General features: G+C 73.2%; 19 protein-coding genes, 1 other RNA gene and 1 pseudogene. 13 read left to right on the top strand and 8 right to left on the bottom strand.

Annotation, left to right across the window (positions count from 1 at the left end; translation table 11 throughout):
- Positions 1-102, top strand: a pseudogene (locus tag LWC35_RS18145) (IS5/IS1182 family transposase); the annotation flags it as partial.
- Positions 103-231: 129 nt separating this feature from the next.
- Here the strand turns inward: LWC35_RS18145 and LWC35_RS18140 are convergent.
- Both LWC35_RS18140 and LWC35_RS18135 read right to left on the bottom strand, forming a co-directional pair.
- Complete coding sequence (locus LWC35_RS18140; protein WP_232871336.1) at positions 232-624, bottom strand: hypothetical protein; 393 nt, start codon at positions 622-624, stop codon at positions 232-234.
- 11 nt (positions 625-635) lie between these two features.
- A complete protein-coding gene (locus LWC35_RS18135) occupies positions 636-878 on the bottom strand; it encodes a ribbon-helix-helix domain-containing protein (RefSeq protein ID WP_232871335.1) in 243 nt (80 codons plus the stop codon).
- Positions 879-1051: 173 nt separating this feature from the next.
- On the opposite strand from LWC35_RS18135, the gene LWC35_RS18130 reads away from it, so the two are divergent.
- The 10 genes from LWC35_RS18130 to ssrA all read left to right on the top strand — a co-directional run bounded on the left by LWC35_RS18130 (position 1052) and on the right by ssrA (position 9877).
- Complete coding sequence (locus LWC35_RS18130) at positions 1052-2221, top strand: acyl-CoA dehydrogenase family protein (protein WP_232871334.1); 1170 nt, start codon at positions 1052-1054, stop codon at positions 2219-2221.
- A 9-nt stretch (positions 2222-2230) separates the two neighbouring features.
- The gene (locus tag LWC35_RS18125; protein ID WP_232871333.1) at positions 2231-3232 is read left to right on the top strand and encodes an acyl-CoA dehydrogenase family protein; all 1002 of its coding nucleotides are present in this window, start codon (positions 2231-2233) and stop codon (positions 3230-3232) included.
- A 61-nt stretch (positions 3233-3293) separates the two neighbouring features.
- Complete coding sequence (locus LWC35_RS18120; RefSeq protein ID WP_232871332.1) at positions 3294-4121, top strand: leishmanolysin-related zinc metalloendopeptidase; 828 nt, start codon at positions 3294-3296, stop codon at positions 4119-4121.
- Positions 4122-4300: 179 nt separating this feature from the next.
- A complete protein-coding gene (locus LWC35_RS18115) occupies positions 4301-4810 on the top strand; it encodes a PadR family transcriptional regulator (protein ID WP_232871331.1) in 510 nt (169 codons plus the stop codon).
- Between the two features lie 59 nt (positions 4811-4869).
- Positions 4870-5982, top strand: a complete 1113-nt coding sequence (gene prfB / locus LWC35_RS18110; protein ID WP_232871330.1) for a peptide chain release factor 2 — start codon at positions 4870-4872, stop codon at positions 5980-5982.
- Between the two features lie 134 nt (positions 5983-6116).
- Positions 6117-6806, top strand: coding sequence for a cell division ATP-binding protein FtsE (ftsE, locus tag LWC35_RS18105; protein ID WP_232871329.1), 690 nt, complete (start codon positions 6117-6119; stop codon positions 6804-6806).
- 37 nt (positions 6807-6843) lie between these two features.
- Positions 6844-7758 (top strand): permease-like cell division protein FtsX, encoded by a 915-nt coding sequence (gene ftsX, locus LWC35_RS18100; protein WP_232871328.1) that lies wholly within the window; start codon positions 6844-6846, stop codon positions 7756-7758.
- Between the two features lie 28 nt (positions 7759-7786).
- Positions 7787-8272, top strand: a complete 486-nt coding sequence (gene smpB, locus LWC35_RS18095; RefSeq protein WP_232871327.1) for an SsrA-binding protein SmpB — start codon at positions 7787-7789, stop codon at positions 8270-8272.
- The gene (locus LWC35_RS18090; RefSeq protein ID WP_232871326.1) at positions 8269-9183 is read left to right on the top strand and encodes an amidohydrolase family protein; all 915 of its coding nucleotides are present in this window, start codon (positions 8269-8271) and stop codon (positions 9181-9183) included. The genes smpB and LWC35_RS18090 overlap by 4 nt, the downstream gene beginning before the upstream one ends.
- Before the next feature lie 306 nt (positions 9184-9489).
- Positions 9490-9877: a transfer-messenger RNA gene (gene ssrA, locus LWC35_RS18085) on the top strand.
- A gap of 60 nt (positions 9878-9937) precedes the next feature.
- Here ssrA and LWC35_RS18080 read toward each other — a convergent pair.
- Complete coding sequence (locus LWC35_RS18080) at positions 9938-11101, bottom strand: class I SAM-dependent methyltransferase (RefSeq protein ID WP_232871325.1); 1164 nt, start codon at positions 11099-11101, stop codon at positions 9938-9940.
- 287 nt (positions 11102-11388) lie between these two features.
- Here LWC35_RS18080 and LWC35_RS18075 point away from each other — a divergent pair, with 287 nt between their 5' ends.
- Both LWC35_RS18075 and LWC35_RS18070 read left to right on the top strand, forming a co-directional pair.
- Complete coding sequence (locus tag LWC35_RS18075) at positions 11389-11754, top strand: cytochrome P450 family protein (RefSeq protein WP_232871324.1); 366 nt, start codon at positions 11389-11391, stop codon at positions 11752-11754.
- A gap of 60 nt (positions 11755-11814) precedes the next feature.
- Positions 11815-13083, top strand: coding sequence for an MFS transporter (locus LWC35_RS18070; protein ID WP_308194578.1), 1269 nt, complete (start codon positions 11815-11817; stop codon positions 13081-13083).
- Between the two features lies 1 nt (position 13084).
- Here LWC35_RS18070 and LWC35_RS18065 read toward each other — a convergent pair whose 3' ends face one another.
- The 5 genes from LWC35_RS18065 to biuH are packed head-to-tail and all read right to left on the bottom strand — an operon-like array spanning position 13085 to position 17061.
- On the bottom strand, positions 13085-13474 hold the full coding sequence (locus tag LWC35_RS18065; protein WP_232871323.1) for an allophanate hydrolase-related protein: 390 nt from the start codon (positions 13472-13474) through the stop codon (positions 13085-13087).
- Positions 13471-13953 carry an AtzH-like domain-containing protein gene (locus tag LWC35_RS18060; protein ID WP_232871322.1) on the bottom strand — a complete coding sequence of 161 codons (483 nt, stop codon included), beginning with the start codon at positions 13951-13953 and terminating at the stop codon, positions 13471-13473. The genes LWC35_RS18065 and LWC35_RS18060 overlap by 4 nt, the downstream gene beginning before the upstream one ends.
- Complete coding sequence (locus tag LWC35_RS18055; protein WP_232871321.1) at positions 13950-15644, bottom strand: regulator; 1695 nt, start codon at positions 15642-15644, stop codon at positions 13950-13952. The genes LWC35_RS18060 and LWC35_RS18055 overlap by 4 nt, the downstream gene beginning before the upstream one ends.
- Entirely contained in the window at positions 15641-16330 is a 690-nt protein-coding gene (locus LWC35_RS18050; protein ID WP_232871320.1) for a cysteine hydrolase family protein, read from the bottom strand. The genes LWC35_RS18055 and LWC35_RS18050 overlap by 4 nt, the downstream gene beginning before the upstream one ends.
- The gene (gene biuH, locus LWC35_RS18045) at positions 16327-17061 is read right to left on the bottom strand and encodes a biuret amidohydrolase (protein ID WP_232871319.1); all 735 of its coding nucleotides are present in this window, start codon (positions 17059-17061) and stop codon (positions 16327-16329) included. The genes LWC35_RS18050 and biuH overlap by 4 nt, the downstream gene beginning before the upstream one ends.
- Positions 17062-17064: the final 3 nt, after the last annotated feature.

The following is a 17064-nucleotide window of genomic DNA, read 5'->3' as shown; positions in this document are numbered from 1 at the left end:
TTCAAAGCCCTGCGCCGGGTCAGCCTCTGCCCCCGCCGCATCGGCGCCATCACCGCCGCTGCGCTCGTCGTCCTGCACCACGAACACGACCGCACAACATGATCAACGGCCTACTGAGAAAGGCTCATTATGGTTCCATAACGCGCGTAAACCCGCCCCAGGAGCGCACTATGGCTCCATAATGCGCGAAAACCCCTCCCGAAACCGCACCGTGGTTCCCTACCACGACCGCTAGGGGAGCTCCTCGATCGGCACCGCGCAGTCCAGCTTGCGCAGTGCGCCGGGGTCGCCGGTGACGGCGGGCCAGCCCCGGCGCCGGGCGGTGGTGACGACCTGCCCGGCCACGATGTCGTCCTGTCCCGTCGCGGCGAGCAGCAGCCCGGACTCCTGGGCCATCGCCGGGGACAGGTCGTGGATCACGGTGTTGGGCAGCCCGAGCAGCACCTGCAGCGCGGCGTGGTGCTCGGGCTCGAGCTGCGACCACGCGCGGCCGAGCGCCGCGGAGGGCACCGCCAGCACGAGGTTCTCCTCCACCGCCGCCCACACGAGGGCGCGCATGTAGACGGGCCGGCCGGTCGCGAACGCCCGGAGCGCGCTGGCGTCCAGCACTCTTCCGCCGATCATGTGCGCGCCCTTCAGCCGACGGCCACGGGAGGAACGAGCCGGAGCGACCTGCGCGCCGCGTCGAGCTCGTCCGCCGGTGGGGGACCTCCGTACAGGTCGGCCAGAGTAGCGAGCGAGCGATCGCGGGTCTGCCGTGCCTGGACCGCCTCGGCCACGTACGCCGACAGGCTCGCCGCACTCCCGTTGCGGACCGCCTCCCGAGCCTCCGCGACCAGTTCGGCCGGCAGGGTGACGGTCACCCTCTCGCTGCGCATACCGCCAGGCTACTTGGTGCATACCGGGGCGTCGACCACGAGCCCCATCACCGCAGGGGCACATACCTCGGCCGATGCAGGTTACCCACCGGTATGCCAGGCTGGGCGCCGGCGCGGCGGCCGACGCCGACCGCTCGCCGCACCCGCAACCCGCACGCAGGAAGGTCTCGACGATGGACCTCACCTTCACCCCCGCCGAGGAGGAGTTCCGCAGCGAGCTGCGCTCCTGGCTCTCGGCGAACATCCCGGACGAGTGGCGCCGCCCGGGCTTCTGGGAGTCGCTGCCCGACGACGAGAGCTTCCGGCTCCGTCGTGACTGGGAGCGGGACAAGGCGCTCGCCGGCTTCGCGGGCATCCAGTGGCCGACCGAGTTCGGCGGCCGCGGCGGCACGCCCGGCATGAAGGCGATCTACGACGTCGAGATGGTGCTGGCCGACGCCCCGCGCACGGTCAACCCGCTCGGCCTCACCTTCCTCGCGCCCACCGTGATGGCGATCGGCACGGACGCGCAGCGCAAGGAGATCATCGGCCCGATGCTGCGCAACGAGGTGATCTGGTGCCAGGGCTTCTCGGAGCCCGGCGCCGGGTCGGACCTCGCGGCGCTGTCCACCCGCGGCGTCCGCGACGGCGACGACTTCGTGGTCAACGGACAGAAGGTGTGGACCACGAACGCCGTGCACGGCGACAAGATCTTCACGCTGGTCCGCACCGAGCCGGGCAGCCAGAAGCACCGCGGCATCTCGATGCTGCTCATCGACATGCACCAGGCCGGCGTCGACGCCCGACCGCTGAAGCAGATGTCGGGTGCCAGCGAGTTCGGCGAGGTCTTCTTCGACGACGCCCGGGTCCCGGCCACGGACGTCCTCGGCGAGATCGGCGAGGGCTGGCGCACCGCGATGCTGCTGCTGTCCTTCGAGCGCGGCGCCTCGGGCATCTCGCAGTACACCGAGTTCCGCCGGCAGTACGACGAGATCGCCGCCGTCGCGAAGAAGCTCGGCCGCGACACCGACCCGGTGATCCGCAACAAGCTCGCCCGCGTGCTCACCGAGCTGGAGTGCCTGCGGCTGCACTCGATGCACGTGCTCACCCAGACCGAGCGGGGCCGCGACCTGGGCTTCGAGGCGTCGATGACCAAGCTGCAGTGGTCGGAGACCTTCCAGGACCTGTGGGAGGTCTACGACGACGTCCTCGGCGAGGACGACACCCTCGAGCAGCTCGGCGACCTCGACCTGCGCCCGCTCAACGCGCAGGCGATGTGGTCCCGGTCGGTCACGATCTGGGGCGGCTCGTCGCAGGTCCAGCGCAACGTCACCGCCGAGCGCGTGCTCGGCCTGCCCCGGTAGGAGCCCGGCATGTTCTTCGCCCTCACCGAGGACCAGCAGGAGTTCGGCGCGGCGGTCACGACCTATCTCGCCGAGCGGTTCGACACCGATGCCGTGCGGGGCGTCTTCGAGGACGCCGACGGGGACGGCAACCCGGGGTCGCTGTGGAAGGCGGCGGCCGAGCAGGGCTGGCTCGCCGTCACCGTCCCCGAGGAGCACGACGGGCTGGGCCTCGGCCTGGTCGAGGCCCAGGTGATCGCGCGGGCACTCGGCGCGGGCGTCGCGCCCGGGCCGTGGCGCGGGACCGTGCTCGCCGCCGAGGCGATCCGCCTCGGCGGGTCGGACGAGCAGAAGGCGGCCTGGCTGCCGCGGCTCGCCTCGGGCGAGGCGATCGGCGCCGTCGGGCTGCGCGGCGCCGCGCCGGGCGTCGTCCCCGCGGTGGAGTACGGAGTGATCGCCGACGTCGTGGTCGTGCGGACCGCGCAGGGGCTCGGCCTCGCCACCGGCGCCCGGGCCACTCCGGTCGGGTCCTACGACCGCACCACCCGGCTGGCCTCGCTCGACGTGTCCGACGTGGAGGCGCTGCCCGGCGACGCGTCGTCGCTGCAGGCCCGGGCCACCGTGCTCGTCGCGGCCGATCTCGTCGGGATCGCCCGCGAGGCGGTGAGCCGCACGGTCGCCTACGACCGCGAGCGCGAGCAGTTCGGCGTACCGGTCGGCTCGTTCCAGGCGCTCAAGCACGCCCTGGCCGACATCCACGTCGGCGTCACGATGGCCGAGCACGCCGCGCTCTATGCCGCCCACGCCGTCGACGTCGGGCTCGACGACGCCGAGCTGGCCGTCGCCGTCGCCAAGGCGAAGGCGAGCGAGGTCGCGCTGCAGGCGACGGCCGCGATGATCCAGTACCACGGCGGCATCGGCTACACCTGGGAGCACGAGGCGCACTTCTTCTACAAGCGCGCCAAGCGCCTCGCCGGGCTGTACGGCGGGGTGGACCAGCACCGCGAGAAGATTGCGGCCCTCACCCTGTGACGGCCCGGGGCCGGCGGCGCGTCCCGTGGCGGCCGCCGCCGGCCCCCGGCACGATCACGGGATGCAGAGCTACCGGGCGGTCGCCGACGTGGCGCGCGCCGAGGCCGTCGCCGCGACGGCCGGGTCGCCGTTCACGATCGACGTCCGCTTCACCGGCGGGCTCAGCCCGCGCCAGCAGGAGGCCTTCGCCAGGGCCGCGGACCGCTGGGCGCGGATGATCGTCGGCGACCTGCCGCCCGTCGTCGTCGACGGCGAGACCATCGACGACGTGCTGATCCTCGCCTCGGGTGCGGACATCGACGGTCCCGGGCAGGTCCTCGGCCAGGCCGGCCCGACCCGGCTGCGCCCGGCCTCGGCCGGACTGCTGCCGGCCGTCGGGCAGATGCAGTTCGACGCCGCCGACCTCGCGCAGATGGAGGCCGACGGCACGCTCGACGACGTCGTCGCCCACGAGATGGGCCACGTCCTCGGCATCGGCACGCTCTGGTCCCGGCTCGGGCTGCTGTCGGGCGCGGGCACGGACGACCCTGTCTTCACCGGCGCCGGCGCCGTCGCCGAGTGGGCCGCGCTCGCCGACGGCCGAGCCGGTGGCGGGGTGCCGGTGGAGAACACCGGCGGCCCCGGCACGCGCGAGGGGCACTGGCGCGAGTCGGTGCTCGGCAACGAGCTGATGACCGGCTTCGTCGCCGAATCCGGCAACCCGCTCTCCCGCGTCACCGTCGGGAGCCTCGGCGATCTCGGGTACGTCGTGGACCTCGACGCCGCGGAGCCCTACCGGCTGCCCGCGGGCCCGGCGGGAGCGGCCGCGATCCTCGCCGGCCCGGGGCGCCGGTGCCGCGTGCGCCGGCCTGCCGTCCACGTGCTCCCGGAGAGCGCCCTCCAGCTCTGAACCGGGCCTGAACCGGGCGGGCCGGGTCGACGGCTTCCGACCCACCTCGCGCGGGTGAGGTGTGGACCCTCTTCCGCCGGGTACGCCGCTCGGTTGCGCTGTGCCCGCGAACGTCCGAACTCGCAGGTCGGGGGCCACTGTGGAATGCGGAACCCCGTCGCTCGTGGGACCGTTGGGGGATGCCGGCCCCACCCGCAGTCAACGCCACCGCCGCGGCTCTGCTCGGACTGCTCCACAGCGGCCCGATGACGGGCGGCCAGCTCGTCGCCGCCGCGGGGGAGCGTTTCGGCTCGTTCTTCACCGTGACCCGCAGCCAGGTCTACCGCGAGCTGCCGGTGATGGCGGAGGCCGGGCTGCTGCGGCTGGGCAAGCAGGGCCCGCGGGCGTCGCAGCAGTACGTGATCACGGCGGCCGGCAAGCGGGCGTTCAAGGCCTGGCTGCACCACGGCAGCGGCGGCGACGCGCTGCGCAGCCCGCTGGTGCTCCGGCTGCTGCACGCGGGCCAGCTCACCGTGAAGCAGCGCGCCGAGTTGGTCAGCAGCTCGCGCGAGGTCTACACGGCCCGGCTCGCCGACGCCCGCGCCGCGGCCCGGGGCGAGGAGGATCCCTACCGAAAGGCGGTCGCGGACTTCACCGTCGCGCACACGCGGGCGATGGTGAAGCTGCTCGACGCTGTCCCGCTCGACTGAGGCCGCAGGGCGCGAACCCTCCAGCACCGCCCTCGCCCGCCCGCGTAGCCTGGAGCGTTGTGAACCCCGACGTGGCAGCCGACCTGAAGGACCTCGCAACCACCCTGGAGGGCATCGAGGCGGTCACCGACGTCCCCGCGCTCAAGGCGGAGATCGCGGACCTGGAGGAGCAGGCCGGCGCCCCGGACCTGTGGAACGACACCGAGGCCGCGCAGAAGGTCACCAGCCGGCTCTCGCACGCCCAGGCCGAGCTGCGCCGGGTCGAGGACCTGCGCCGCCGGCTCGACGACCTGCCCGTGCTCTACGAGCTCGCCGAGGACGAAGGGGACCAGTCGGCCATCGCCGACGCGGACCGGGACCGGGCCAAGCTCCGGGAGGAGATCGCCTCGCTGGAGGTCCGCACCCTGCTGTCCGGGGAGTACGACGAGCGCGAGGCGCTCGTGACGATCCGCTCCGAGGCGGGCGGCGTCGACGCCGCGGACTTCGCCGAGATGCTCATGCGCATGTACCTGCGCTGGGCCGAGCGGCACGGCTACGGGGTGGACGTCTACGACACCTCGTACGCCGAGGAGGCGGGCATCAAGTCCGCGACCTTCCAGGTCCACGCCCCGTACGCCTACGGCACGCTCTCGGTGGAGCAGGGCACCCACCGGCTCGTCCGGATCTCGCCGTTCGACAACCAGGGCCGCCGCCAGACGTCGTTCGCCGGCGTCGAGGTCACCCCGGTCGTGGAGTCGACCGACCACGTCGAGATCGACGAGAAGGACCTGCGGGTCGACGTCTACCGCTCCTCCGGCCCCGGCGGGCAGGGCGTCAACACGACCGACTCCGCCGTGCGGCTGACCCACATCCCCACCGGCATCGTCGTGTCCTGCCAGAACGAGCGCAGCCAGATCCAGAACAAGGCCACCGCCATGGTGGTCCTGCAGGCCAAGCTGCTCGCGCGCAAGCACGAGGAGGAGCGGGCCCTGATGGACTCGCTCAAGGACTCCGGCTCGTCCTGGGGCAACCAGATGCGCTCCTACGTGCTGCACCCGTACCAGATGGTCAAGGACCTGCGCACGGACTTCGAGGTCGGCAACCCCGGCGCGGTGCTCGACGGCGACATCGACGGGTTCATCGAGGCCGGCATCCGCTGGCGGCGCAACCAGGCGCAGGAGGCCGACGCCTGAGGGCCCCGCCGTGGGGGAGGGGCGGTGCCCGAGCACCGCTCTCCCCGGTGCAGTCGGCCGAGCGGTACCGCCCCTGCGCCGAGGGGGCCTGTCGCGGCAGGGCCCGGTCATGATCCAGCGGTAACGTCCCGGCCGTGATCCGGCTGGAACGCGTCACCAAGATGTACAAGACCTCGACGCGGCCCGCGCTGGACCGCGTCTCGGTCGAGGTGGGCAAGGGCGAGTTCGTCTTCCTCATCGGGCCGTCGGGTTCGGGGAAGTCGACCTTCCTGCGGCTGCTGCTGCGCGAGGACGTCCCGACCCGCGGCAAGATCTGGGTGACCGACCTGGACGTCGCGAAGCTCCCGCGGCGGAAGGTCCCTCGGCTGCGGCAGCGCATCGGCGTGGTGTTCCAGGACTTCCGGCTGCTCCCGAACAAGACCGTGGGCGAGAACGTCGCGTTCGCGCTCGAGGTGATCGGCAAGTCGCCGTCGACGATCCGCAAGGTCGTGCCCGAGGTGCTCGAGCTCGTCGGGCTGGAGGGCAAGGCCGAGCGGATGCCGCACGAGCTCTCCGGCGGTGAGCAGCAGCGCGTCGCGATCGCCCGGGCGTTCGTGAACCGCCCGCTGGTCCTGCTGGCCGACGAGCCCACCGGCAACCTCGACCCGGACACCAGCCAGGACATCATGCTGCTGCTGGAGCGGATCAACCGAACTGGCACCACCGTGGTCATGGCGACGCACGACCACTCCATCGTCGACTCCATGCGGCGGCGGGTGGTCGAGCTGGACATGGGCCGGGTCGTCCGGGACGAGGCCCACGCGGTGTACGGGGTGGGCCGGTAGTGCGCCCCGTCGACGTCCTCCTCTCCGCGGAGACGGCATGAGAACGGACTTCGTCGTCCGGGAGGTCGCCACCGGCCTGCGCCGCAACGTCACGATGACCGTGGCGATGGTGCTGACCACCGCGATCTCGCTGGTCATGGTCGGCACCGGCCTGCTCGCGGTGAAGACGATCGACGCGACCGAGGCCATCTACTCCGACCGCCTGGAGATCCGGGTCGCACTCACTCAGGACGTGTCCACCGCGGACGCCGACTGCACGCAGCCGATCTGTGCGGGCCTGCGGTCCACGCTGGAGAACTCGCCGCTGGTGGCGGGCGTGACCTACGAGAACCAGCAGGAGGCGTACCAGCGCTTCCAGGAGCTGTTCGCCGGGCAGTCGGTCGCCGAGCTCGCCCGGCCGCAGTCGCTGCCGGCCACGCTGCGGGTCAAGCTCGTCGACCGGGACGGGTCGACCGAGGCGGCCGCGGCCGCGGTGAAGCAGGCCATGGACAACCAGGTCGGCGTGCGCACCGTGATCGACCAGCGCGACGTCGTCTCGAAGCTCTTCGACTTCCTCGGCGGCGTGCGGAACGTGACGTTCGCGCTGGCGCTGGTCCAGGCCGTCGCGGCGCTGTTGCTGATCTCGAACACCGTCCAGGTCTCGGCCTACACCCGCCGCACGGAGGTCGGCGTGATGCGCCTGGTCGGTGCGACGCGCTGGTACACGCAGCTGCCGTTCCTCGTCGAGGCCGTGATCACCGGTGTGGTCGGCGCAGTGCTCGCGGGCGCCGGGCTGCTGGTCGGGAAGATCGCCTTCATCGACTCCCTGCTGGCCGGGATCGCGCAGAACGGCGTGATCCCGCCCGTCACGCTCGCCGACGTCCTGACGGTCTCGGCCTATCTGGTCCCGATCGGCGCGGTGATCGCGGGCATCACCGGCTACGTCACGCTCCGTCTCTATGTGAAGGTGTGAGATGACCGTCTCCGCGTAGGCTGGAGGGGTGAAGGAGAAAGGCCGCAAGGTGATCGCGCAGAACCGGCGCGCGCGTCACGACTACGCGGTGCTCGAGGAGTTCGAGGCCGGTGTGGCGCTCATGGGCACCGAGGTGAAGAGCCTGCGGCTGGGCCGGGCCTCGCTGGTCGACGCGTACGCCACGGTCGACGACGGCGAGGTGTGGCTGCGCGGCCTGCACATCCCCGAGTACACCCATGGCAGCTGGACGAACCACGAGCCGCGGCGCACACGCAAGCTGCTGCTGCACAAGTACGAGATCGAGCGGCTGATCGGCAAGATCCGCGAGGGCGGGCTGACACTGGTCCCGATGTCGCTGTACTTCAGCGACGGCAAGGTCAAGTGCGAGATCGCGCTCGCCCGCGGCAAGAAGACCTACGACAAGCGGCAGGACCTGGCGAAGAAGGACGCCGAGCGGGACATGGCGCGTGCCATCGGCCGTGCCGCGAAGGGCCGGGCGAGGTCGCTCTCGTGACCCTGCCCGCCCCGCCCGGACCCCCGACGTCGGACGACGACGTCCCCCGCTGGATCGCCGACCTCGGCCTGCCCGGGCTGGTGGACGTCCACGTCCACTTCCTGCCCGAGCGGGTCCTGCGCAAGGTGTGGGCCTACTTCGACGACGCCCGCACGCACTACGGCATGGACTGGCCGATCCAGTACCGCACGCCAGAGGCCGACCGGATCGCCACGCTCGAGAAGCTCGGCGTGCTGCGGTTCGCACCGCTGGTGTACCCGCACAAGCCCGGCATGGGCGCGTGGCTGACGGAGTGGGCGGCGGAGTTCGCCGCCGCCACCCCGGCCGCGGTCCGCACGGCCACCCTGTACGCGGAGCCCGGCGTCGAGGAGTACCTCGGCGCCGCCGTCGCGGGCGGCGCGCGGGCGGTGAAGGTGCACGTCCAGGTGGGTGCGTTCGATCCCCGCGACCCCCTGCTCGACGGCGCGTGGGGCCTGCTGGCCGAGGCGGGCGTCCCGGCGATCGTGCACTGCGGGCACGGGCCCATTCCCGGGGCGCACACCGGGCTCGACGTGTTCGGCGAGGTCCTGGCCCGTCACCCGCGGCTGACGGCGGTCCTCGCCCACGCCGGCATGCCGGACTTCCTCGCCGCGCTGGACCTGGTCCACCGCTACCCGAACGTCCACCTCGACACCACCATGGTCGGCACGCCCTACGCCGAGGCGTTCGCGCCGCTGCCGCCGGACTGGCCCGCCCGGCTCGCCGAGATCCCCGGCCGGGTCGTCCTGGGCAGCGACTTCCCAAACATCCCGTACCCGTACGCCGAGCAGCTCCGCGCGATCGCGGGCTGGGCGGCCGCCGACGGGCGGCTCGGCGAGCCGTTCCTCCGGGACGTCCTGCACGACGCCGGGACCCGCCTGCTGCGCCTCTGATCCGCGGGGTCGGGGGAGCAGGACCGGCCGCCCGCGGCGCAGCGCCCGGCGCGGATAGCGCTCGCCGCGCTGCCGACGGTCCGGAGCGGTACTCCGAGCTCGCTCGGCGGGTGGCGGGCGTCGGCCCGGCTCGGAGCGGGCCTGCACGAGGCCGTGCTGCACGTCGAGACGTGGGCGGAGGCGCACGTCGAGGAGGTCCTGGCGGCCCGTGACCGGTACGACTCCTGGTCCGACACCGATTCGGGATGATCCGTCGAGGCGCTCGCGTTAGACTGGTGTGACGGCCCGAGAGGCGGGTCGTGACAAGGGGGTGAACGGTCTCGACTCCTGAAGCGGACCGAGGGGAAGCGTGCCGAGGAAGACGACGATGACCTCGTTAACCATGCGTCGTAACAAAATAAGTGCCGACGAGAGTCGCACTGTCCCGGCTCAGTCCGAGCTCGCGCTCGCTGCCTGATCCAGTAAGGGACTGTCGGCCCGGGGGTGTTCCCGCCCCGGTGCCCGGCATCAGCTAGGGGACTCCACCGTCCGGCCCGGTCGCCGGGGTCGGACGGGACACCAAACAGCGACTGGGATCGTCACACCGGCTCGTCCGTGAGACCGGTGGATCCGAGTAGAGACACAGCGGACTGCGCACGGAGAAGCCCTCGCAATGCGAAGGAGGACCCGGGTTCGATTCCCGGCACCTCCACCCCTGGAGTTCAGGGCCCCGACCCACCACGGGTCGGGGCCCTGCCCGTTCTCGGGGCCGATCTCAGACGCAGACGAGGCCCCACGGCCGGTCCCGGACTCGCGTCATCACCAGCGTCGCGCGGCGGGATCCGCGCAGCTTGAGCCGCTTGTGCAGGGCGTCGACGTCCCCGGCCAGGCCGCGCCTGCGGATGTCCACGGCGCCGATGTCGAGCTCGCGGAGCCGGCGGGGAAGGCTCTTCTGGTCCCACGGCCCCGAGTCGATCACCTCGAGGGTGCGGGCGAACGGCGTCGCCACCGGCTCGTCGGCGGACAGGAAGGCGATCCGCTCGTCGATCTTCCACGTCCCGGTGCGGCGGGCGAGCTCCTCCACCGCGCCGGCCCGGGTCACCGCCGGGCTCGGGTCGAGCAGGTACCGGCCGGGGTCGCGCACCGCGACGGCATCGCCCTCCGTGGCGACGATCGTGTCCCCGGCGGGCAGGACGGTCGCCCGGGTCCGCGTCGTGGCCAGGGCGGGGGACCAGGCCACGGCCTCCTTGAGGTCCCGGTCCACCGCCACGAACTCCAGCTCCCACCCCTCGGGAACGACGTCGTGGTCGAGCCCCGGGGCCGCCTTGACCCCGATCGCGGGCACCGGCAGGCCGAAGCACCAGGCGAACGGCGGCTCGCTGTCGCCCGTCCGCATCCGGCCGCGCGCCGAGCGCCGGGCGGGGTCCACGAACACCGCGTCGACGCCGGTCAGGTCGGCCTCCCGGACGTCGGCCAGCAGGGTGTGCACGTCACTGTCGTAGACCGCGGCGTTGTGCCGGGCCATCCACAGGTGCACCGGATCGCGGTCGACGGCCAGGACCTCCCGGCCGGGGGCGAGGGCGAGCAGGTCGCCGCCGATCCCGCAGCAGAGGTCGGCGAGCCGGCGCGCGCCGGCGAAGCGGGGCGCCCGGTGCCGCGCCACGACCTCCGGCGACGCCTGTTCCCAGCCGGCGCGGGTCAGGAACATCGACCCGGCCCGGTCGAACTTGCCCGCGGCCCGCTCCCGCAGCTGCGCCTGGGTGAGGGCTTCGGCGACGAGCGGCGCCGGGTACGTCCGGCGCAGCGCGGTGCCGATCCGGAGGGCGGCGTCGTCGCTGAGCGGCCGGCCGTCGAGCCCGGCCGCGATCGCCGCGAAGAGCTCCGTGCCCGTCGGCCCCGCCAGCTCGTGCAGGTGAGCCAGTTCCTCGTCCGTGTCCACCGCCGGGAGAGGCTACCGACGATCACCGTGTGTCGCTGCGCTGGTCCGATCCGTGGAGGTCACGGTCCGTTGCGGCAGGTAATGATTAGCAGAGCTGACGTCGTGAAGGAACGCTACCGCGACCGCGGGCTGCGCGCCGACGCGGACCTGCGCGAGTACCTGCAGGACCTCATGGCCCGCAAGGAGCGCGAGCCCGCCGACGACCTGCTCGGGCGGCTCGCCGCCCGCGCCGAGGCGGCGTCGACGGGCACGCTGCCGCTGGTCGCGGGCACGAGACCACGGCGAACTTGCTCTCCCTCGGCACACTCACCCTCCTGCGGCATCCCGACCAGGCCGCGCAGGTCCGCGACGGCGACCCGGCCACCGTCGCGCCGGCGGTCGAGGAGCTGCTGCGGCTGCTCACGGTGGTGCACACCGGGCGGCGGCGGGTCGCGCGCGAGGACGTCGAGCTGGCGGGCGTGCGGATCCGGGCCGGGGAGGGCGTGATCCACCAGTGCCTCGGCCAGCCGCTGGCCCGGTTGGAGATGCGGATCGCCTACCCGGCGCTGCTGCGCCGGTTCCCGGGTCTCGCCGTCGCGTCCCCGATCGAGGAGACCGCGTTCCGCGACGAGAGGGTCGTCCACGGTGTGGAGGCCCTTCCCGTCACCTGGTGACGATCCCGACCCTTCCCCCGATCGCGTAGCGTTGCCAACGATCGGGACGGAAGGGACGACGTGGCCACGACGGGGGACGCCGTGCCGGCGCGCACGCGGGTGCGCATGCCGCGGGAGATCTGGGTGCTGGTCGTGGCGGCCTTCGTGGTCGCCATCGGGTTCGGGATCGTGGCGCCGGCGCTGCCGGCGTTCGCCCGGACGTTCGACGTCGGGGTCGCGGCCGCGTCCGCGGTGATCAGCCTGTTCGCGGCCTTCCGGCTCGCCTTCGCCCCCGTGAGCGGCCGGCTGGTCGCCCGGTTCGGCGAGCTGCGCGTCTACACCGTCGGGCTGGTGATCGCCGCGGCGTCGGTGGGGGCCACGGCGACGGCGCAGAGCTACTGGCAGCTGCTGGTGTTCCGCGGCGTCGGCGGGATCGGGTCCACGATGTTCACGGTCTCGGCGATCTCGCTGTTGGTGCGGCTGGCCCCGGCCGGGGCGCGCGGGCGGGCGTCGGGCATGTGGGCCACGGGCTTCCTGCTGGGCAACATCGCCGGGCCGCTGGCGGGCGGCGGCCTGATCGCGGTGAGCCTGCGCGCACCGTTCCTCGTGTACGCGGCAGCGCTGCTCTGCGCGATGCTGGTCTCGGTCCCGCTGTTGCGCGGCCGGACGGGCGCTCCTCCCGGGAGCGGCGCCGCCGAGCCCGCGGCCACCTTCCCGACGGCGTTCCGGCACCCCGCCTATCGCGCCGCCCTGGTGGCGAGCTTCGCCAACGGGTGGACCGTGTTCGGGGTCCGGGTCGCCCTGGTGCCGCTGTTCGTGGTCGAGGCGCTGCGCCAGAGCGAGACGTGGGCCGGGTTCGCGCTCGCCGTCTTCGCGGCCGGCAACGCCGCGACCCTCCTGGTGTCCGGCCGGCTCGCCGACCGGCGTGGCCGCAAGCCCCCGGTGCTGGCCGGCCTCACGGTGTCCGCGGTGGCGACCGGCCTGCTCGGGTTCGCGCCCTCGTCCGGCCTGTTCCTGGCGTTGTCGCTGGTCGCGGGGGTCGGCAGCGGGCTCGTCAACCCGCCGATGACGGCCGCGGTCGCCGACGTGATCGGCAACCCGGCCCGCGGGGGTACCGTGCTGGCGGGCTTCCAGATGGCCGCCGACGTCGGTGCCATCGTCGGGCCGCTGGCCGCCGGCGCCGTGGCCCAGGTCGCGGGGTTCGGCCCCGCCTTCGCCCTCACCGGCGTGGTCTCGGTGGTCGCGCTCGGTTTCTGGCTGCGCGCGCCGGAGACGCTGCCGCGCCCGCACGACCACTGCGACGCCACGGCCGAGACGGTCGCGGGCGAGCGGGCGGTCGGGGCGGAGTAGCTCACCGGGCCGCGAGATAGGCCGGCCAGCTGCCGTGCGCCGTGACGTCCCGGGCCGTTCCCGCGGCCCAGCCCTCACAGACGATGCCGACCACGGACCGGCCGTCGGCCAGCACGAGCGTGCCGACGGCCAGCGGTGCTGGCAGGGCGACGGCGAGCCGGCCGACCGCCGGGACGAGCAGCCGGAACAGCTCGACCTCCACCTCCGCGCCCCCGTCGGTCACCCGGACCAGCCCGCCGCGCAGGACGTCGTCCCCGGTCAGCGCCAGCAGCCGGTACACCGGGGCGGTCCGGCCGATCCCCGCGAACCGGGCCCCGAGAGCCAGCAGCTCGGGGTGCAACGGCTGGCCGCGCCGGTGGGCGGCCACGACCGCGAGCAGGACCGTGCTCACCGAGGCACCTCGGACACGTGCGCCGCGACGATTCGCCAGCCGCCGTGGCCCTCGAGCCCGGGGAACCGCACCCAGGTCTGCGTCTGGCGGCCCTCGGTCGCTCGGCCGGGGTAGCCGAACAGCGTGCTGACCACCGCCGTCGCCTCGCCGACGGCGAGCACCACGGTCTCCGACAGGGTCCGGCCGGGCGGGACGCCGGGGTGCGCCCGGCGCCACGCCGCGATCTCCTCCGCGCCGTGCTGCCGGTCGGCCACCCCGTAGCGGACGCAGCGCGGGTCGGCCCAGAACAGCTCGGTCAGGGTGGCGACGTCGGCCTCCCGCAGGGCCCGCTCGTAGCGCTCGAACACGGTGCGGACACCGGCCACCACCTCCGGCTGGTCGACCCGCGGATCCGCGGCGCCGGAGGTGCCCGCCGCGGGGGCGTGTGCCCCCGCCCCTGCGGCGGACGGTCCGGAGAACCCGGGCAGCAGCCCGGTCACGCCGACGCCGGGCGTCCGCGGCCGTCGGGCCCCGAGTCGGCGGGGGCGGTGCCGGCCGGGGCAGGCTCGCCCTCGCGCGGGGCCGGGACGCCCTCGCCGGGCTCGGCGCCGACGAGGTCCGCAGCGACCGGCTGGTCCTCGCGCACCCCGTCGCCGACGGCCCCGCGCCGGCGCATGGCCAGCCCGAACCCGGCCAGCAGCACCGCGGCGAACAGGTACCCGAGCGCGATCTGCCCGCCCACGTCCCAGCCGACCTGCTCGGCGTGGATGAGCCCGATGAAGCCGAGCACCGCGCCGATCGCGGAGTAGACGGCCGCGGCGAAGAAGTTCTTGTCGATGACGAACACCGTGATGGAGCCCAGCACCATCCCGGCGAGGATCGCGCCGCCGCCCAGCAGCACGGTGCCGTGGTAGACGAGCCCGGCCCCGGTCAGGGCCTCCTCACCGACCTGTTGCGCGGTCGTCCCGGCCGCGGACAGGGCGTTGTTCATCAGCCCGGCCGCCCACGACGCGATGTTCGGGATGATCGCGATGACGACCGCGACGGCGTGCCGACGCGGGGTCTCCTGGAAGGCCTGCGCGCCGATCAGCAGCCCGATGTAGAGCAGGATCGGCACGATCGCCGGAGTCGGCAACAGCGCGCCGAGCAGCGAGAACAGGCCGAGGAAGCACATCAGCGCGATCACGACGCCCGACGCCAGCGAGTACGTCGTGCGGCCGCCGGCGGCCTTCCAGCCGGGGTGGCCGATGTACACGGCGGGCGGGAAGGGGCAGCCGAGGACCGAGCCGACGACCGCACCGACGCCGTCCGCGGCGAGGATCGCGCGCAGGTTGTACTCGTCGCCCGCGACCGCCGCGGACTCGACGTTGGTCATGCCCTCGGTGAAGTTGTAGATGCCCAGCGGGATCGCGGTGGCGAGCAGCGGGGCGACGTCGGTCAGGCCCTCGCCGAGCCGCGTGAAGCTGCCGGTGGGCAGGGACAGGGCGATGTTCTGCGCGGCCGCGCCGACGTCGGGCGCCGACATGTACCCGCCGATCCATCCGATCGCGGTGCCGACGAGCAGGGCGGCGAGCCCGACCGGGATGTTCCCGGGCAGCTTCAGGTCGGTGAAGAAGCCGATCAGGATGATCACCATGACCGGCAGCGCGATCCACAGCGCCTCGAACATCTGCGCCGCCGGCCGCATCGAGATGAACGCGATCGAGACGCCGGCGAGGGTGCCCAGCATCGCCGCCTGCGGCGTGTACTTCCGGATCCACGGCCCGACGAACGCCCCGAGCAGCACGATGAGCCCGATGATGAACGACCAGGCCAGGCCGGCGGCCCAGGCCGTGAGCGGGTCCTTCGTCTGCAGGTAGATCGGCAGCATGATCACGAAGACGACGATGAACATGTGCGGCACGGAGGGGCCGTAGGGCATCGCGCAGACGTCGGTGCGGCCCTCGCGGCGCGCGAGCCGGCGGGCGAGGTAGGTGTAGTAGACGTTGCCGATCAGCAGCTGGACGCCCAGCGCCGGCAGGATCACCCCGAACACGTCGGCGCCCGGGATCTTGACCACACCGAGGCAGAGGCCGGACAGGGTCAGGACGTTGACCAGGGTGTTGAAGCCGAGGCCGAAGAAGGCGTTGGTGTCACCGGACGCCCACCAGGAGAGCTTCATCGGCTGTGGGGCTGCTTCGGTCGTGGTCATGCGACGGCCTCCCGCGTGAGGGCTTCGAGCAGGGCGGTGGAGTCCGCGACCCAGCCGAAGATCCCGCCCTGGGCGGCGACCATCTCCAGCGCGACGCGGTGGAACTCCGGGAAGTACGAACCGGTGCAGTCGGAGAGCACGAGGCACTCGTAGCCGCGGTCGTTGGCCTCCCGGACGGTGGTGTGCACGCAGACCTCGGTGGTCACGCCCGCGACGACCAGGCTGGTGATGCCCCTGTCGCGCAGCAGGGCGCCGAACTCCGTGCCGTGGAAGGAGCCCTTCCCCGGCTTGTCGACGACGGGCTCGCCGGGCAGCGGGGCCAGTTCGTCGATGATGTCGTGGCCGTACTCGCCGCGGACCAGGATCCGGCCCTTGGGCCCGGGGTCGCCGATCCGCAGCGTCGGGTTGCCGCGGTTCAGCTTGGCGGGCGGGCAGTCGGACAGGTCCGGGACGTGCCCCTCCCGCGTGTGGATCACGGTCATTCCCAGTGCCCGGGCGGTGGCGAGGACCTGCTGCAGGGGCGGGATCACGCTGCGGAGCAGCGACACGTCGTTGCCCAGGGTCTCACCGAACCCGCCGGGCTCGCAGAAGTCCCGCTGCATGTCGATGATCACCAGGGCGGTGCTGGCGGGCTCGAAGGTGAAGGCGCCGGGTGCGGCGTCGACCGAGATCGTTGCGGGGATCACGGGGTGCTCCAGGTGGTCGCCTCGACGACGGCGTCGGCGGTCCCGACGGCGCCGAAGACCCCGCCCTGCATGGTCACCATGTGCAGGGCGGCGTCGTGGTTGGACGGGTCGGTGGCGCCGGTGCAGTCGGAGAGGACCAGGCACTCGTAGCCGCGGTCGTTCGCCTCGCGCATGGTGGTGTGCACGCAGACGTCCGTGGTGATGCCGGTCAGCAGGAGGTGCGTGATGCCGTTGGACCGGAGGACGAGGTCGAGCTGCGTCGCGTAGAACGCGCCCTTGCCCGGCTTGTCGATCAGCACCTCGCCGGGGGCCGGCGCGACCTCCGGGACGATCTCCCACCCCGGTTCGCCCCGGACCAGGATGCGGCCGGCCGGTCCGGGGGAGCCGATCTCCGCCCCGATCTGCTTCGACCGCCAGCGCTTGTTGGCGGGCAGGTCGGAGAGGTCGGGTGCGTGGCCCTCGCGGGTGTGGATCACGAGCATGCCGGTCTCGCGGGCGTGCTGCAGCAGCCGCGCGGTGGGCCCGAGACCCTTCCTCGTCAGGGCGATGTCGTAGCCCATCCGGTCCACGTAGCCGCCCGGCCCGCAGAAGTCGACCTGCCAGTCGATGCAGATCAGGGCCGTCCTCGACGCGGGGACCGCGCCGTCGTACGGCCAGGCGTAGGGCCGGGCGGCCACGGGTCCGAGCACGGCGGTCCGCGGTGGAGCGGTCCGGTCGGGACGTGCGTGCATGTC

The sequence above is a fragment of the Pseudonocardia kujensis genome (assembly GCF_021283305.1).
Classification (GTDB): Bacteria; Actinomycetota; Actinomycetes; order Mycobacteriales; family Pseudonocardiaceae; genus Pseudonocardia; species Pseudonocardia kujensis.
Note: the sequence above shows the minus strand (reverse complement) of the source record. Positions and strands in the feature narration are given on the sequence as shown.

What these genes read in the sequence shown, in the direction of transcription:
- biuH (WP_232871319.1), bottom strand. Translation starts at nt 17,061, where the DNA reads ATGCACGCACGTCCCGACCGGACCGCTCCACCGCGGACCGCCGTGCTC.
- LWC35_RS18135 (WP_232871335.1), bottom strand. Translation starts at nt 878, where the DNA reads ATGCGCAGCGAGAGGGTGACCGTCACCCTGCCGGCCGAACTGGTCGCG.
- ftsX (WP_232871328.1), top strand. Translation starts at nt 6,844, where the DNA reads ATGAGAACGGACTTCGTCGTCCGGGAGGTCGCCACCGGCCTGCGCCGC.
- LWC35_RS18125 (WP_232871333.1), top strand. Translation starts at nt 2,231, where the DNA reads ATGTTCTTCGCCCTCACCGAGGACCAGCAGGAGTTCGGCGCGGCGGTC.
- LWC35_RS18130 (WP_232871334.1), top strand. Translation starts at nt 1,052, where the DNA reads ATGGACCTCACCTTCACCCCCGCCGAGGAGGAGTTCCGCAGCGAGCTG.
- LWC35_RS18140 (WP_232871336.1), bottom strand. Translation starts at nt 624, where the DNA reads ATGATCGGCGGAAGAGTGCTGGACGCCAGCGCGCTCCGGGCGTTCGCG.
- LWC35_RS18120 (WP_232871332.1), top strand. Translation starts at nt 3,294, where the DNA reads ATGCAGAGCTACCGGGCGGTCGCCGACGTGGCGCGCGCCGAGGCCGTC.
- LWC35_RS18055 (WP_232871321.1), bottom strand. Translation starts at nt 15,644, where the DNA reads ATGACCACGACCGAAGCAGCCCCACAGCCGATGAAGCTCTCCTGGTGG.
- LWC35_RS18115 (WP_232871331.1), top strand. Translation starts at nt 4,301, where the DNA reads ATGCCGGCCCCACCCGCAGTCAACGCCACCGCCGCGGCTCTGCTCGGA.